The following is a 15,989-nucleotide window of genomic DNA, read 5'->3' on the forward strand; positions in this document are numbered from 1 at the left end:
TGTTTTCTACCTTTAGCGCTGAGCGCCGATTACTCGTGATACTGCGCCGACAACTCATGCACCGCACGCAGGAACGCGCCGGCGTGTTCCGGGTCGACTTCCGGGGTGATGCCGTGGCCGAGGTTGAACACGTGGCCGCTGCCTTTACCGTAGCTGGCGAGGATGCGCCCGACTTCGGTGCGGATCGCTTCCGGCTTGGCGTAAAGCACGGTCGGGTCCATGTTGCCTTGCAGCGCGACCTTGTCGCCGACGCGGGCGCGGGCGTTGCCGATGTCGCAGGTCCAGTCCAGACCCAGTGCGTCGGCGCCGGCGTCGGCGATGCTTTCCAGCCACAGCCCGCCGTTCTTGGTGAAGAGGATCACCGGCACCTTGCGACCGTCGTGCTCGCGGATCAGGCCGCTGACGATTTTCTTCATGTAGCCCAGGGAGAATTCCTGATACGCCGCCGCCGACAGGTTGCCGCCCCAGGTATCGAAGATCTGCACCGCTTGCGCGCCGGCCTGGATCTGGCCGTTCAAGTAAGAAGTCACCGACTGCGCCAGCTTGTCCAGCAGCAGGTGCATGGCTTGCGGGTTGTCGTAGAGCATCGCCTTGGTCTTGCGGAAGTCTTTCGACGAGCCGCCTTCGACCATGTACGTGGCGAGGGTCCACGGGCTCCCGGAGAAACCGATCAGCGGTACACGGCCGTTCAGCTCGCGGCGGATGGTGCTGACCGCGTCCATCACATAACCGAGATCTTTGTGCGGATCCGGGATCGGCAGGGCTTCGATGTCGGCCAGGGTGCTGACGACTTTCTTGAAGCGCGGACCTTCACCGGTCTCGAAGTACAGGCCCTGGCCCATGGCATCGGGAATGGTGAGGATGTCGGAGAACAGGATCGCCGCGTCCAGTTGCGGATAGCGGTCCAGCGGTTGCAGCGTGACTTCGCAGGCGAATTCCGGATTCATGCACAGGCTCATGAAATCACCGGCCTGGGCGCGGCTGGCGCGGTATTCCGGCAGGTAGCGGCCGGCCTGGCGCATCATCCACACAGGGGTGACGTCTACGGGTTGCTTGAGCAGGGCGCGGAGGAAACGGTCGTTCTTCAGGGCAGTCATGTCGGCATCCGGAAAAAAAGTGCGGGCATTTTCTCAGAGCGCGACGCAAAAGGCACGGATGCAGGTCAGCCTTTTGTCTATCGGGTCAATTTGTCGCAATAAATACGGGGCATCAGCAACAGCGAGAAACAACTGTGGGAGCGAGCCTGCTCGCGATAGCGGATTGTCAGCCAATACGTCTGGTGACTGATTCACCGCCATCGCGAGCAGGCTCGCTCCCACAGGGTTATTGCTTTTGGCTCAGGATCCGGGTTTAGACGCCCAGGTAATCCAGAATCCCTTCAGCTGCATTGCGGCCTTCGAAGATCGCCGTCACCACCAGGTCGGAACCGCGCACCATGTCGCCACCGGCGAAGATTTTCGGGTTGCTGGTCTGGTGCTTGTACTGACCTTGCTCGGGCGCAACGACGCGGCCCTGGCTGTCGGTCTGGATCTCGAACTGCTCGAACCACGGCGCCGGGCTCGGACGGAAACCGAAAGCGATGACCACGGCGTCGGCCGGGATGATCTCTTCGGAGCCCGGGATCGGCTCGGGACTGCGACGGCCACGGGCGTCCGGTTCGCCGAGACGGGTCTCGACCACTTTCACGCCTTCGACCTTGTCTTCCCCGACGATGGCGATCGGCTGGCGGTTGTAGAGGAATTTCACGCCTTCTTCCTTGGCGTTCTTCACCTCTTTGCGCGAGCCGGGCATGTTCGCTTCGTCACGACGATAAGCGCAGGTCACCGACTTGGCGCCCTGGCGGATCGACGTGCGGTTGCAATCCATCGCCGTGTCGCCGCCGCCCAGCACCACGACCTTCTTGCCTTTCATGTCGACGAAATCTTCCGGCGACTTTTCAAAGCCCAGGTTGCGGTTGACGTTGGCGATCAGGAAGTCCAGCGCGTCATAAACACCCGGCAGATCTTCACCGGCGAAACCACCCTTCATGTAGGTGTAGGTGCCCATGCCCATGAACACGGCATCGTATTCGGCGAGCAGTTGCTCCATGGTCACGTCCTTGCCGACCTCGGTGTTGAGGCGGAATTCGATGCCCATGCCGGTGAAGACTTCGCGGCGATTGCTCAGCACGGTCTTCTCGAGCTTGAACTCGGGGATGCCGAAGGTCAGCAGACCGCCGATTTCCGGGTTCTTGTCGAACACCACCGGGGTCACGCCGCCGCGCACCAGCACGTCGGCACAACCGAGGCCCGCCGGGCCCGCGCCGATGATCGCGACACGCTTGCCGGTCGGCTTGACCTTGGACATGTCCGGGCGCCAGCCCATGGCGAATGCGGTGTCGGTGATGTACTTCTCGACCGAACCGATGGTCACCGCACCGAATCCGTCGTTGAGGGTGCAGGCACCCTCGCACAGACGGTCCTGCGGACACACCCGGCCGCAGACTTCCGGCAGGGTGTTGGTCTGGTGCGACAGCTCGGCGGCCTGGAGGATGTTGCCCTCGGCCACCAGCTTCAGCCAGTTCGGAATGAAGTTGTGCACCGGGCACTTCCATTCGCAATACGGGTTGCCGCAACCCAGGCAGCGGTGGGCCTGGTCGGCCGACTGCTGGGGTTTGAACGGTTCGTAGATTTCCACGAACTCTTTCTTGCGTTGACGCAACAGTTTCTTCTTCGGATCCTTGCGCCCGACATCGATGAACTGGAAGTCGTTATTCAGACGTTCAGCCATTGTTAAAACCTCATCAAACTCTTCAGGCGCATATCACTGCGGGTTGGCACGGGTGCTGGAAAGCAACGACTTCAGGTTGGCAGCCTTAGGCTTGACCAGCCAGAAACGACGCAGGTAGTCATCGAGGTTCTCGGCGAGTTCACGACCCCACTCGCTGTCGGTTTCCGCGACGTACTCGTTCAGCACGTTCTGCAGGTGGCTGCGATAGGCTTCCATCGCCTCGCCGCTGATCCGCTGGATTTCCACCAGTTCGTGGTTGACCCGGTCAACGAAGGTGTTGTCCTGATCGAGCACGTAGGCGAAACCGCCGGTCATGCCAGAGCCGAAGTTGTAACCGGTCTTGCCCAGAACGCAGACAAAACCACCGGTCATGTACTCACAGCAGTGATCGCCAGTGCCTTCCACGACCGTGTGGGCACCGGAGTTGCGCACAGCGAAACGCTCGCCTGCGGTGCCGGCGGCGAACAGCTTGCCGCCCGTGGCGCCGTACAGGCAGGTGTTGCCGATGATGGCGCTTTCCTGAGTCTTATAAACGCTGCCCTTCGGCGGCACGATGGTCAGCTTGCCACCGGTCATGCCTTTGCCGACGTAGTCGTTGGCGTCGCCTTCCAGGTACATGTTCAGACCGCCGGCGTTCCACACGCCGAAGCTCTGACCGGCAGTGCCCTTGAAGCGGAAGGTGATCGGCGCTTTCGCCATGCCCTGGTTGCCGTGCTTGCGCGCGATTTCGCCGGAGATCCGTGCGCCGATCGAACGGTCGCAGTTGCAGATATCCAGATCGAATTCGGCGCCGCTGAGATCGTTGATCGCCGACGTCGCCATCTCGACCATTTTCTCGGCCAGCAGGCCCTGGTCGAAGGGCGGGTTGCGCTCGACGCCGCAGAACTGAGGCTTGTCCGCCGGGATGTGGTCGCTGCCCAGCAGCGGAGTCAGATCCAGGTGATGCTGCTTGGCGGTCTGGCCTTCGAGGATTTCCAGCAGATCGGTACGGCCGATCAGCTCTTCGAGGGAACGCACGCCCAGCTTGGCCAGCCACTCACGGGTTTCTTCGGCGACGTAGGTGAAGAAGTTCACCACCATGTCGACGGTGCCGATGTAGTGATCCTTGCGCAACTTCTCGTTCTGGGTCGCGACGCCGGTGGCGCAGTTGTTCAGGTGGCAGATGCGCAGGTATTTGCAGCCCAGCGCGATCATCGGCGCGGTGCCGAAGCCGAAGCTTTCGGCGCCGAGGATGGCTGCCTTGATCACGTCGAGGCCGGTTTTCAGGCCGCCGTCGGTCTGGACCCGAACCTTGCCGCGCAGGTCGTTGCCGCGCAGGGTCTGGTGGGTTTCGGCCAGGCCAAGTTCCCACGGAGCGCCCGCGTATTTGATCGAGGTCAGCGGCGAAGCACCGGTGCCACCGTCATAGCCGGAAATGGTGATCAAGTCCGCATAGGCCTTGGCCACACCGGCAGCGATGGTGCCGACGCCTGCTTCAGCCACGAGTTTCACCGAAACCAGCGCCTTCGGGTTGACCTGTTTCAGGTCGAAGATCAGCTGCGACAAGTCTTCGATCGAATAGATGTCGTGGTGCGGCGGTGGCGAAATCAGGGTCACGCCAGGCACTGCGTAACGCAGTTTGGCGATCAGCCCGTTCACTTTACCGCCCGGCAGTTGCCCGCCCTCGCCCGGCTTGGCGCCCTGGGCGACCTTGATCTGCAGCACTTCGGCGTTGACCAGGTATTCCGGGGTTACACCGAAACGGCCGGTCGCGACCTGTTTGATTTTCGAGCTCCTGATGGTGCCGTAACGCGCCGGGTCTTCGCCGCCTTCGCCGGAGTTGGAACGCGCACCGAGGCGGTTCATGGCTTCGGCCAGGGCTTCGTGAGCTTCCGGCGACAAAGCGCCCAAAGAGATACCGGCGGAGTCGAAGCGCTTGAGCACCGATTCCAGCGGTTCGATTTCACTGATGTCCAGCGGCGTGTCGAGGGTCTTGACCTTGAACAGGTCGCGGATCATCGACACCGGACGGTTGTCCACCAGCGAGGTGTATTCCTTGAATTTGGCGTAGTCGCCCTGCTGCACGGCGGCTTGCAGGGTGTTGACCACGTCCGGGTTGTACGCGTGATATTCGCCACCGTGGACGAACTTCAGCAGACCGCCCTGCTGGATCGGCTTGCGCGGACTCCAGGCTTCGGTGGCCAGTGCTTTCTGCTCGGCTTCGATGTCGATGAAACGCGCACCTTTGATGCGGCTCGGCACGCCACGGAAGCTCAGGTCGCAGACTTCTTCGGACAGACCGATGGCTTCGAACAGCTGAGCACCGCGATAGGACGCGATGGTCGAGATGCCCATCTTCGACAGGATCTTCAACAGACCTTTGGTGATGCCTTTGCGGTAGTTTTTGAACACCTCGTAGAGGTCGCCCAGTACTTCACCGGTACGGATCAGGTCGCCCAGCACTTCGTAGGCCAGGAACGGATAGACCGCCGAGGCGCCGAAACCGATCAGCACCGCGAAGTGGTGCGGATCGCGTGCGGTGGCGGTTTCAACCAGGATGTTGGAGTCGCAGCGCAGGCCTTTTTCGGTCAGGCGGTGGTGCACCGCGCCGGTGGCCAGCGAAGCGTGAATCGGCAGCTTGCCCGGGGCGATATGGCGGTCGCTCAGGACGATCTGGGTACGACCGGCACGCACGGCTTCCTCAGCCTGATCGGCGACGTTGCGAATTGCCGCTTCGAGGCCGACGCTTTCGTCGTAGTTGAGGTCGATGATCTGCCGCTCGAAACCCGGGCGGTCGAGGTTCATCAGCGAACGCCACTTGGCCGGGGAAATGACCGGCGAGCTGAGGATCACGCGCGAAGCGTGCTCCGGCGATTCCTGGAAGATGTTGCGCTCGGCACCGAGGCAGATTTCCAGCGACATCACGATCGCTTCACGCAGCGGGTCGATCGGCGGGTTGGTCACCTGCGCGAACTGCTGACGGAAATAGTCGTACGGCGTGCGCACGCGCTGGGACAGCACGGCCATCGGCGTGTCGTCGCCCATCGAGCCCACGGCCTCATAGCCTTGCTCGCCGAGCGGACGCAGTACCTGATCGCGCTCTTCGAACGTGACCTGATACATCTTCATGTATTGCTTGAGCTGATCGACGTCGTAGAAAGCCGAACCGTGATCGTTGTCTTCCATGGTCGCCTGGATGCGCAGGGCATTCTTGCGCAGCCATTGCTTGTATGGATGACGGGATTTCAGACGGTTGTCGATCGCGTCGGTGTCGAGGATCTGCCCGGTTTCGGTGTCCACGGCGAAGATCTGGCCCGGGCCGACACGGCCTTTGGCAATAACGTCTTCAGGCTTGTAGTCCCACACGCCGATTTCCGACGCGAGGGTGATGAAACCGTTGGTGGTAGTGACCCAGCGCGCCGGACGCAGACCGTTACGGTCGAGCAGGCACACCGCGTAGCGACCGTCGGTCAATACCACGCCAGCCGGGCCGTCCCACGGCTCCATGTGCATCGAGTTGTACTCGTAGAACGCACGCAGATCCGGGTCCATGGTTTCGACGTTCTGCCACGCTGGCGGAATGATCATCCGCACGCCACGGAACAGGTCGATGCCGCCGGTCACCATCAGCTCAAGCATGTTGTCCATGCTCGAGGAGTCGGAACCGACACGGTTGACCAGCGGGCCGAGTTCTTCCAGATCCATCAGATCGTTGGTGAACTTGGTGCGACGGGCCTGGGCCCAGTTGCGGTTGCCGGTGATGGTGTTGATCTCGCCGTTGTGGGCGAGGAAGCGGAATGGCTGGGCCAGCGGCCATTTCGGCAGGGTGTTGGTGGAGAAGCGCTGGTGGAACACGCAGATTGCGGTTTGCAGGCGCTCGTCACTCAGGTCCGGATAGAACGCGGCCAGGTCGGCCGGCATCATCAGGCCTTTATAGATGATGGTCTTGTGGGAAAAGCTGCAGATGTAGTGGTCGGTGTCGGCGGCGTTGGCCACCGACGAACGACGACGGGCGCTGAACAGCTTGACCGCCATGTCCTGATCGCTCAGGCCTTCACCGCCGATGTACACCTGCTCGATCTGTGGCAGGCGCTCAAGGGCCAGGCGGCCGAGGACGCTGGTGTCGATCGGCACTTTGCGCCAGCCGATCAGTTGCAGGCCTTCGGCCAGGATCTCGCGGTTCATGTTCTCGCGAGCGGCTTCGGCCTTGGCCGGATCCTGATTGAAGAAGACCATGCCCACGGCATATTGCTTGGACAGCTCGACGCTGAAGGTTTCCTGGGCAATGGCACGCAGGAACGCGTCGGGCTTTTGAATCAGCAGACCGCAACCGTCACCGGTCTTGCCGTCGGCATTAATCCCACCGCGGTGGGTCATGCAGGTCAGGGCCTCGATGGCCGTTTGCAAAAGGGTATGACTGGGTTCGCCCTGCATATGGGCTATCAGGCCGAAACCGCAGTTATCCTTGAATTCATCTGGTTGGTACAGACCTGCTTTCATAGACACTTTCTCACCAGGCTGCCTCTTTTCGAGGCAAATTTCTTTTCAATTCAACCACTTGCATCTCGCGCCGAACGTACGCCGGCTTAGCGGGGGCAAAAGGGTGGTCATTGTACACAGCGACACAGAGGCTCACAAATTTGACGACGAAATGTCGCAAATTCATGTCGCATTTGTGAAAGGTTTAAAGCGATCTGCTGTGCTAGTCAAAACTTTTTTAATTTTGACCGCAACGACTCAAAGACTACTGTGACGCAGACACCACAAGGCACGCGGTCTGTAGAGACGGCGCGCACTTGTAGAGATTTTGAGGTGCTTGGAGAGGCGGCCTGGGTAAGGCCGCCGAATCTTCAGCGAGTTGTTGCCAGTTCCTGTTGGACGCTGGCGACAGTGCGAGGCCAAGGTTTACCAGCCTGAACCTTCGCTGGCAAGGCCTTGATGGCAGAAACGGCTGCATCACGATTGGCGAAGTTGCCGTAGGTGATCACGTAGAGAGGCTTGCCGTTGAGGACTTTCTTGAAATAACGGTACTCGCCGCCCTGTTCCTTGACGAAGTTTTGCGCGGTCGCTTCGGAGCTGGTACCAAGGATCTGCACCACGTAGTTGCTGGTCGGCTGACCGGCGTACCAGCTGTCACCGGCGACCTTGGCGACGGTGACCGGCTTCTCGGCCGGTTTGGCGGCGGCAACAGGCTTGGCAGGCGCCGGAGCCGGTTTGGCCGCTGGAGCTGCCGGAGCAGGCACAGGCTTGGCGGTAGCGACCTGGGTCGGCGCCGGGGTCGGCTTGGCTGACGGGACTGGAACCGGAACTGGCGTAGGAGCCGGACCGGCCTGAACGCCCGCGGGTGGCGCGGTGGTGGTCACGGTCGGTGGCGTGTTGCTGGAACCTTCGACCGGCACGCCGTCGTCGCCTTCAGTGATGCCCCCAGCGGCTTCAGCCAGCGGACCGCGCATTACCGGCTGCGAGTTGCCGACCAATGGCAGCGGCATCGGCTGGGTATTGCCGTTGAATTCGACGGACGGTGCGCCACCCGCTTGCGGCGTACCCTGGCCCAAGGGCAGTTGCGCCTGCTCGTTGGCCGGCGCACCGGTGGTCGGTGCCTTGTTGCGACCCGGCATCAGCCAGGCGGCAGCGACCGCGACCACAACGACGGCGGAAATCGCCAATACGTGTTTCTTCGGCATGTTGAACCCCATACTTGGACGCTTGACCGCAGAGCGGCTGGCAATCATGACTTCGATCAGAGCATCGCGAGCAACCTGGTTGATGTTGCCCGGCCAACCCTCGGAGCTTTCGTGAATATCAGAGATCTGATCCGCGGTGAAAAGTTCGACACCCCGGCCGGCGCCTTCAAGCCGCTGGTCGAGATACTCGCGGGTTTCTTCTTCGGTGTACGGCTGCAATTCGATGACGTGGAAGCGCTCTTCCTCAAGGTGCAAAGCCTCGAGCTGGGCGATCAGCGACGACTCACCGAACAGGAACACATGCGGACGGCCTTCCGGCGCGCCGGCGCCCAGCGCCATCAGCGCTTCAAGCGCGGACTCGTCGAGCTGCTCGGCATCGTCCACCAGCAGATAGACTTCCTGACCGGTCAGCGCCAGCTGCACGACCTGATCGAGGATCGCCCCGACTTCGGCCTGGGCCACGTCCAGCGCCTGGGCGATCTGGCGCAGCACACCAGCTGCATCGCCGGCGCCACGGGCGGAAACGACGACGCTCTGCACCGATTGCTTGTTGGTGCTGGCAACCAGCGCCTGACGCAGCAGGGTCTTGCCGCTGCCCTGCGGGCCGGTGACCACCAGCAGCAACTGGCTGTAACGCGCTAGATGATGCAACTGACCCAGCACCGGCTTGCGCTGGGCCGGGAAGAATTTGAAGCCCGGCACCCGCGGCGCGAAAGGGTCGTGACTTAACTGGAAATGGCCGAGGAACGCCTCGTCGGCATGCAAACTAGTCATCGGAATCTTATTAACCTTTAAGCTGAGCCAGAGCGCGGTAATCCGCTCCCAGCGTGGCCTGTAGAACCTCTTTCGGATAATCGTCGGTCACCACCGCTTCGCCCATCCGGCGCAGCAGCACCAGGCGCAAGCGACCGTCGATCACTTTTTTGTCAATTGCCATGTGTTCAAGAAAATCGGCTTCGGTCATCTCTTCCGGCGGAACCACCGGCAGACCGGCACGCTGGAACAGGCGAATGCCGCGATCGCGCTCCTGCTCACTGATCCAGCCCAGGCGCGCGGACATTTCCAGCGCCATCACGGTGCCAGCGGCGACCGCTTCGCCATGCAACCAGACACCATAGCCCATGTGGGTTTCGATGGCGTGGCCAAAGGTGTGGCCGAGATTGAGCGTGGCCCGTACGCCGGTTTCCTTCTCGTCGGCGCCGACCACTGCAGCCTTGGCGGCGCAGGAGCGCTCGATGGCATAGGTCAGGGCCGTTTGATCCAGCGCACGCAGGGCGTCGACGTTGTCTTCGAGCCAGGTCAGGAACGGCTCGTCGCAGATCAGACCGTACTTGATGACTTCCGCCAGACCGGCCGACAGCTCGCGCGCTGGCAGGGTTTTCAGGGACGCGGTATCGATCAGCACCACGTTCGGCTGATAGAACGCGCCGACCATGTTCTTGCCCAGCGGATGGTTGATCCCGGTCTTGCCGCCCACCGACGAATCGACCTGGGACAGCAGCGTGGTAGGAATCTGGATGAAATCGACGCCGCGCTGGTAGCAGGCGGCCGCGAAACCGGCCATGTCGCCGATCACACCGCCGCCGAGGGCGATCACCGTGGTGCGACGGTCATGACGGGCGGTCAGCAGGCCGTCGAAGATCAGTTGCAGGGTTTCCCAGTTCTTGAAGGCTTCGCCGTCGGGCAGCACCACGGAAACCACCGAGAACTGCGCCAGGCTGCGGGTCAGACGTTCGAGATAGAGCGGCGCAACGGTCTCGTTGGAGATGATTGCCACTTGCCGCCCGTGGATATGCGGGGCCAGCAGTTCAGGCTGGTCCAGTAATCCTTCGCCAATGTGAATCGGGTAGCTGCGCTCGCCTAGGTCGACCTTGAGTGTCTGCATGTGTCCCCACGATGAAGATGAAGCAGGCGTCCTGCCTGGAATTATCGAATGTTCACGGCATGTGCTGGTGTGACGCCACTAGCACGCCATCCGCCACAACCCTTGGCGGCCATTACAGGTCGCCGAGGATAGCGCATTTCGTGCGGCGCTTTAACGGGGCGGAAGTTGCTGCAGGCGGTCGAGAATATCGAGCACGACCATGCGCGGTGGCCGCTCGTCGGTTTCCACCACCAGATCGGCGATTTCCCGATAGAGCGGATCACGGATCGCCAGCAGGTCGCGCAGGGTTTTCTCCGGATTGGCGGTGCGCAGCAACGGCCGGTTGCGGTCGCGAGAGGTGCGGCCGACCTGCTGCTCGACGGAGGCGTGCAGATACACGACGCGCCCGCCCTCGTGCAGGGCCTTGCGGTTGGCATCGCGCATCACGGCGCCGCCACCGGTCGCCAGCACCACGCCGTCGAACGCGCACAGCTCTGCGATCATCGCCTGCTCACGGTCACGAAAGCCGGGCTCGCCTTCCTTGTCGAAGATCCACGGGATATTGGCGCCCGTACGCAGTTCAATTTCCTTGTCGGAATCCTTGAACGGCAGGCGCAGCTCTTTGGCCAGTAATCGGCCGATGGTGCTTTTTCCAGCCCCCATCGGTCCTACAAGAATCAAATTTCGCACAGAATCAACGACTCACAGCAATCGCCTGGTTATTCATGATACGCGGAGTGAGAAATACCAGCAGCTCGGATTTTTTCTCCGAAACCACATCACGCCGGAAAAGGCGGCCAAGATACGGCACATCGCCAAGAAATGGCACCTTATCTACAACCTTGCTCTGAGTATTTGAGAAAACGCCCCCGATCACGATGGTCTCGCCGTCGTTCACCAGCACCTTGGCGTTGACCTCGTTTTTCTTGATCGGCGGTACATCCTGCACTTTGTTCAGGTAGTCCGGTTCGTCCTTGGTGACCTTGACCTCCATGATGATGCGGTTGTCCGGGGTGATCTGCGGCGTCACTTCCAGCGACAGCGACGCCTCCTTGAAGGACACCGACGTAGCGCCGCTGGAGCTGGCTTCCTGATACGGAATCTCGGTGCCCTTGAGGATCTTTGCGGTTTCCTTGTCGGAGGTGACCACTTTGGGCTGCGAGACGATTTCGCCGTTGCCGGTCTTCTCCATCGCGGTCAGCTCAAGGTCGAGCAAGACGTTGTCGGTGATGAAGGCGATGCCGATCCCGGACGTGTTGTTGACCGTGCCCATGTCGACGAACGGCGAGTTGGTGCTGGTGCTGCCCGGCGTGCCGATGGTGGTCGAGGAACCGTTGCTGACCCCGGACGTGTTCCAGTTGCCCTTGTTCTGGATCGAGCCGCCCCAGCGCACGCCCAGGCTCTTGTCGTAATCGACGTTGGCCTCGACGATCCGCGCCTCGATCATCACCTGACGCACCGGGATATCCAGCTGCGCCACGATCCGCCGCAGCTCGTCGAGGCGATCCTGGGTCTGGTAGGCAATGATGTTGTTGGTCCGTTCATCGACGGTGATCGAACCCCGTTCGTCGACCTTGGCCTCGGCACTGGTGACCGACTGGAACAGCTTGGCGATGTCCGCAGCCTTGGCGTAGTTCACTTGCAGCAGTTCGCGGCGCAGCGGCGCCAGTTCGGCGATCTGTTTCTGCGATTCCAGTTCCTGCCGTTCGCGGGCGGCGATTTCATCTGCCGGCGCCACCAGCAGCACATTGCCGACCTTGCGCTTGTCCAGGCCTTTGGTCTTGAGCACCAGATCCAGCGCCTGATCCCACGGCACGTTCTGCAGGCGCAAGGTAATGCCGCCCTGCACCGTATCGCTGGCCACCAGATTGAGGTTGGTGAAGTCGGCGATCAGTTGCAGCACCGAACGCACATCGATGTCCTGAAAGTTGAGAGAGAGCTTTTCGCCGTTATAGCTGTTGCGGTCGGCGTTGCGCTTTTGCAGGTCATCGACGGTCAACGGCCGGATGCTGACAGTCAGCTTGTTGTCGGTCTGGTAAGTGGAATAGTCGAAAGTACCGCTGGGTTCGACGGTGATCGTCGCCCGATCACCGCTGACACCGGCATTGACGAACTGCACCGGGGTGGCGAAATCCTTGACGTCGAGGCGCACCCGCAGCGGCTCGGGCAATTGGGTACGCGCGAAATTGAGGATGATCTTGCCGTCGTGTTCCTGAATGTCCGGGGCAATGGCCGGGTCGGACAGATCAATGACCACATTGCCCTCACCTGCCGTACCACGCTGGAAATCGACGCCGCGAATGGCCCTGGCGGTCGGCGCAAACGTGCGGACCGGCGCTGCCGCAGGTGCTGCGCGCGGCGCACGAGCCGCCGTACGCTGGGCAACGGCTTTGCTGCCTTGCCCGACCACCACGAACACCGTATTGCCTTCGACCCGGGTGTCGTACGGCGCCAGTTGCGTCAGGCTGATGATCAGCCGCGTCCGGTTATTGGCCTCGACCACCGTGGCCGTGCGGGCATTGCCACTGCCCAGATCGCGAGTCTTGCTCGCCAGTTGACTGGCAACACCCGGCAGATCGAGGGCAATCCGTGCCGGCGAGTCGGTGGTGTAGCCCTTGGGCTGCGGAGGCGGGCCGTCGAATGACAGCTTCAGCTCGACCCGGTCGCCCGGCAGTGCCGCGACGTCCAGCGCCTTCAGATTGGCTGCCTGTACCATCGGTGAAAGCAGCGCCATCCATAGCGAAAAACCGAGGGTGGAAAAAATCCTGTTCATTATTCGACTTCCACTTATGAGTGCTCTTTCAAAGGAATGGTGCGCGGCCGCTCAAGCCAGGCGCCCTGGCCATCCGGAACGATTTCCACCACCTCGACCTGTGAAGCGCTGATCGCAACGATCCGCCCGTCGTTGCGCCCCAGGTAATCGCCGACCTTTAGCCGATGAACCCCGCCCGCCCCCCGCAGCAAAGCGAAGGAACCGGAGGCGTTGGCAATCGTGCCGACCATTTCGAACTGCTCGATGTTGAAACCTTCGAGGTATTGCTTGACCCGGTTGGGATCAGGTTTCACGTCGCGCGAGCCGTGTTTCTGCCCGGCCAGATCGACCCGTAGCTGACGCGAAAACGGACTGCGCAGGTTGGCGGCGCTGTAGGTGAATGTCGGGTAGGAGCGGAAGGTCGGGGTCGGCTCGATCTTGCCCGGCGGACGCAGGCGCACTTCATTCATGTAGGCGTCGAGGTCACTGAAGTCATCGCCGCCACAGCCACCGAGCATCAATAACAATGCCGACAAGGCGATAAAACGGATCGGGCTCATTTCTGCAGCCCCTTGTCGTTATAGCGGTAGGTCTTGGCGAGGATGCTCATGCGCAGCTTCGGCCCACCTTCAGGATTGGCTGGCGCCAGCTCGAAATCGTGCAGGGTGACGATGCGGGGCAGCCCGGCCACGCCGCTGACGAAGGTGGCAAGGTCGTGATAGGCCCCGGTCACGGTTATCTGGATGGGCAGCTCGATGTAGAACTGCTGGGTGACCTCCGGCAGCAGTTTGATCTCTTCGAATTCAAGACCGCTACCCAACCCGGTACGTGTGATGTCTTCCAGCAACCCTGGCACCTCGGTGTCACTGGGCAGTTGTCGCAACAGCACGCCGAACGAGTTTTCCATCTCTTTCATCTGCTGGGTGTACAGCTCCAGATTGGCCGCCATGCGCGCCTTGCTCGCGAATTGCTCCTTGAGGGTGACCTCCTCCTCACGCTTGAGCTCGAGCTGGTTCTCCAGGTCACTGATGAAAAAGTTATAGCCAAGCGCCAGGACCAGCACCATCAACAGCCCGCCGGCCAGGGTTTTGACCACTGGCGGCCACGAGCCGATGTTGCTGGTGTCCAGGTCGTTGAAATCGACATTGCGCAGGCTGTCCAGCCACTCGGACGGCTTCATTGGTCGTCCTCCTCGATCCGGGGTCGAGTCTGGCGAACGGTCAGCTGGAAGACGTTGGCCTGATCCACCTGGCCAGCGGTGGTGGCTTTCACTTCATTGAGGTTGGGCGCATCGAACCAGTCGGAGGCATCAAGGTTGCGCATCAGGTCGGACACCCGATTGTTCGACTCCGCCGCGCCGCTGATCGACAGGGTCTTGCCGACCATTTTCACGTCGGTGAAATACACCCCGTCGGGCAAGGTGCGCGCCAGCTGATCGAAGATCCGCCCGCTGATCTGCCGGTTGCCCTGCAAGTCCTGGATGATGCGCATGCGCTCTACCAGTTGCTGACGATGGGCCTTGAGCTCGCTGATCTGCTTGATCCGTTCGTCGACCACGGCGATCTGCTTGCCGATGTAGTCATTGCGCGCAACCTGCCGCGCGATGGCGGCGCTGATGATCTGGTCGGCAATGAGCACCGCCCCCACCGAGCCGACCACCACGCCGGTCAAGGCCAGCAGGAAGCGTTTGCGCCGTTCTTCGCGGCGCTCCTCGCGCCAGGGTAAAAGGTTGATCCGCGCCATCAGTCGAAACTCCTGAGCGCGAGCCCGCAGGCAATCATCAGGGCCGGCGCATCGCTCGCCAGGGCCCCGGCGTTGACCTTGCTGCTCAAGGCCATGTCGGAAAACGGGTTGGCGACCTGGGTCGGGGTGTTCAGACGCTCTTCGATCAGCCGATCGAGCCCGGGCACCGACGCCGTGCCGCCGGCCAGCAGAATATGGTCGACGGCGTTGTACTGGCCGGAGGCGAAAAAGAACTGCAGGGAGCGCGACACCTGCTGCACCAGCGCCTCGCGAAACGGTTGCAGCACCTCGCTGACGTAATCGTCCGGCAGGCCGCCCTGCTTTTTGGCGAGTCCCGCCTGTTCAAGGGTCAGGCCATAACGGCGCTGAATTTCCTCGGTCAGCTGTCGACCGCCGAACAGCTGTTCGCGGGTATAGATGATCCGGCCGTTGTGCAGGACGCTGAGGGTGGTCATGGTGGCGCCGATGTCGACCACGGCCACCGTCAGCCGATCCTGTGACGCGGCCAGTTGCGTGGCCAGCAGGCCGAACGAGCGCTCCAGCGCATAAGCCTCGACATCCACCACCCGCGCCGTCAGCCCGGCCAGTGCAAGCGCCGCTTCGCGGACTTCGACGTTTTCCTTGCGACAGGCGGCCAGCAGCACGTTGACCCGCTCGGGGTTGCGCGGCGAAACGCCCTGGACTTCGAAGTCGATGGCGACCTCGTCCAGCGGATAGGGAATGTATTGATCGGCCTCGATCTTGAGCTGGTTTTCCAGTTCGTCGTCGGACAGCCCGGCGTCCATTTCGATGACCTTGGTGATCACCGCAGATCCAGCCACCGCCACCGCCACGGTTTTCAACCCGGTACGCGCCTTGACCAGCACCCGGGACAGGGCCTGGCCGACGCCCTCGAGCTCGGCGATGTTCTTTTCGACCACGGCGTTGGCCGGCAACGGCTCCACCGCGTACGCCTCGACCCGGTAGCGCTCCCCCTGACGGCTCAGCTCCAGTAGCTTCACCGACGTGGAGCTGATATCGATCCCCAGTAACGTATTGGCCTTTTTATTGAAGAGTCCTAGCACTACCAATTCCCTATGACTTTCCGTGAGTTACGGACTCTGTAATGCGCATTGCGTTCCCTCGCCCCGTCTTGACAGAAGCGCAAATGACGCCCCCAGCGGAAAAGTGCTTATAATGCCCAGCGTTTTTTTCCGCT

General features: G+C 61.6%; 11 protein-coding genes. All 11 read right to left on the minus strand.

Annotated features, from left to right (window positions below):
• Positions 1-29: 29 nt before the first annotated feature.
• Positions 30-1,097 (minus strand): uroporphyrinogen decarboxylase, encoded by a 1,068-nt coding sequence (gene hemE, locus AC07XZ_RS10730; RefSeq protein WP_102686844.1) that lies wholly within the window; start codon positions 1,095-1,097, stop codon positions 30-32.
• A 253-nt stretch (positions 1,098-1,350) separates the two neighbouring features.
• Entirely contained in the window at positions 1,351-2,769 is a 1,419-nt protein-coding gene (locus tag AC07XZ_RS10735) for an FAD-dependent oxidoreductase (protein ID WP_007909438.1), read from the minus strand.
• Positions 2,770-2,802: 33 nt separating this feature from the next.
• A complete protein-coding gene (gltB, locus tag AC07XZ_RS10740) occupies positions 2,803-7,248 on the minus strand; it encodes a glutamate synthase large subunit (protein WP_102686846.1) in 4,446 nt (1,481 codons plus the stop codon).
• Between the two features lie 350 nt (positions 7,249-7,598).
• The gene (locus AC07XZ_RS10745) at positions 7,599-9,206 is read right to left on the minus strand and encodes an AAA family ATPase (RefSeq protein ID WP_102686847.1); all 1,608 of its coding nucleotides are present in this window, start codon (positions 9,204-9,206) and stop codon (positions 7,599-7,601) included.
• 10 nt (positions 9,207-9,216) lie between these two features.
• Positions 9,217-10,317 (minus strand): 3-dehydroquinate synthase, encoded by a 1,101-nt coding sequence (gene aroB / locus AC07XZ_RS10750; protein ID WP_102686848.1) that lies wholly within the window; start codon positions 10,315-10,317, stop codon positions 9,217-9,219.
• 150 nt (positions 10,318-10,467) lie between these two features.
• Positions 10,468-10,986 carry a shikimate kinase AroK gene (gene aroK / locus AC07XZ_RS10755; protein WP_045121685.1) on the minus strand — a complete coding sequence of 173 codons (519 nt, stop codon included), beginning with the start codon at positions 10,984-10,986 and terminating at the stop codon, positions 10,468-10,470.
• A gap of 4 nt (positions 10,987-10,990) precedes the next feature.
• The gene (locus tag AC07XZ_RS10760; RefSeq protein ID WP_102686849.1) at positions 10,991-13,069 is read right to left on the minus strand and encodes a type IV pilus secretin PilQ; all 2,079 of its coding nucleotides are present in this window, start codon (positions 13,067-13,069) and stop codon (positions 10,991-10,993) included.
• Between the two features lie 14 nt (positions 13,070-13,083).
• Positions 13,084-13,608, minus strand: coding sequence for a pilus assembly protein PilP (locus AC07XZ_RS10765; protein WP_007952383.1), 525 nt, complete (start codon positions 13,606-13,608; stop codon positions 13,084-13,086).
• A complete protein-coding gene (pilO, locus tag AC07XZ_RS10770) occupies positions 13,605-14,228 on the minus strand; it encodes a type 4a pilus biogenesis protein PilO (protein ID WP_085746418.1) in 624 nt (207 codons plus the stop codon). The genes AC07XZ_RS10765 and pilO overlap by 4 nt, the downstream gene beginning before the upstream one ends.
• Positions 14,225-14,791, minus strand: a complete 567-nt coding sequence (locus AC07XZ_RS10775; RefSeq protein ID WP_007952387.1) for a PilN domain-containing protein — start codon at positions 14,789-14,791, stop codon at positions 14,225-14,227. Before AC07XZ_RS10775 ends, pilO begins: the two co-directional genes overlap by 4 nt.
• Positions 14,791-15,855, minus strand: coding sequence for a pilus assembly protein PilM (locus AC07XZ_RS10780; RefSeq protein WP_085746416.1), 1,065 nt, complete (start codon positions 15,853-15,855; stop codon positions 14,791-14,793). The genes AC07XZ_RS10775 and AC07XZ_RS10780 overlap by 1 nt, the downstream gene beginning before the upstream one ends.
• Between the last annotated feature and the right edge of the window lie 134 nt (positions 15,856-15,989).

It is taken from the genome of Pseudomonas sp. GW458-11-26-14-LB4 (assembly GCF_059423925.1).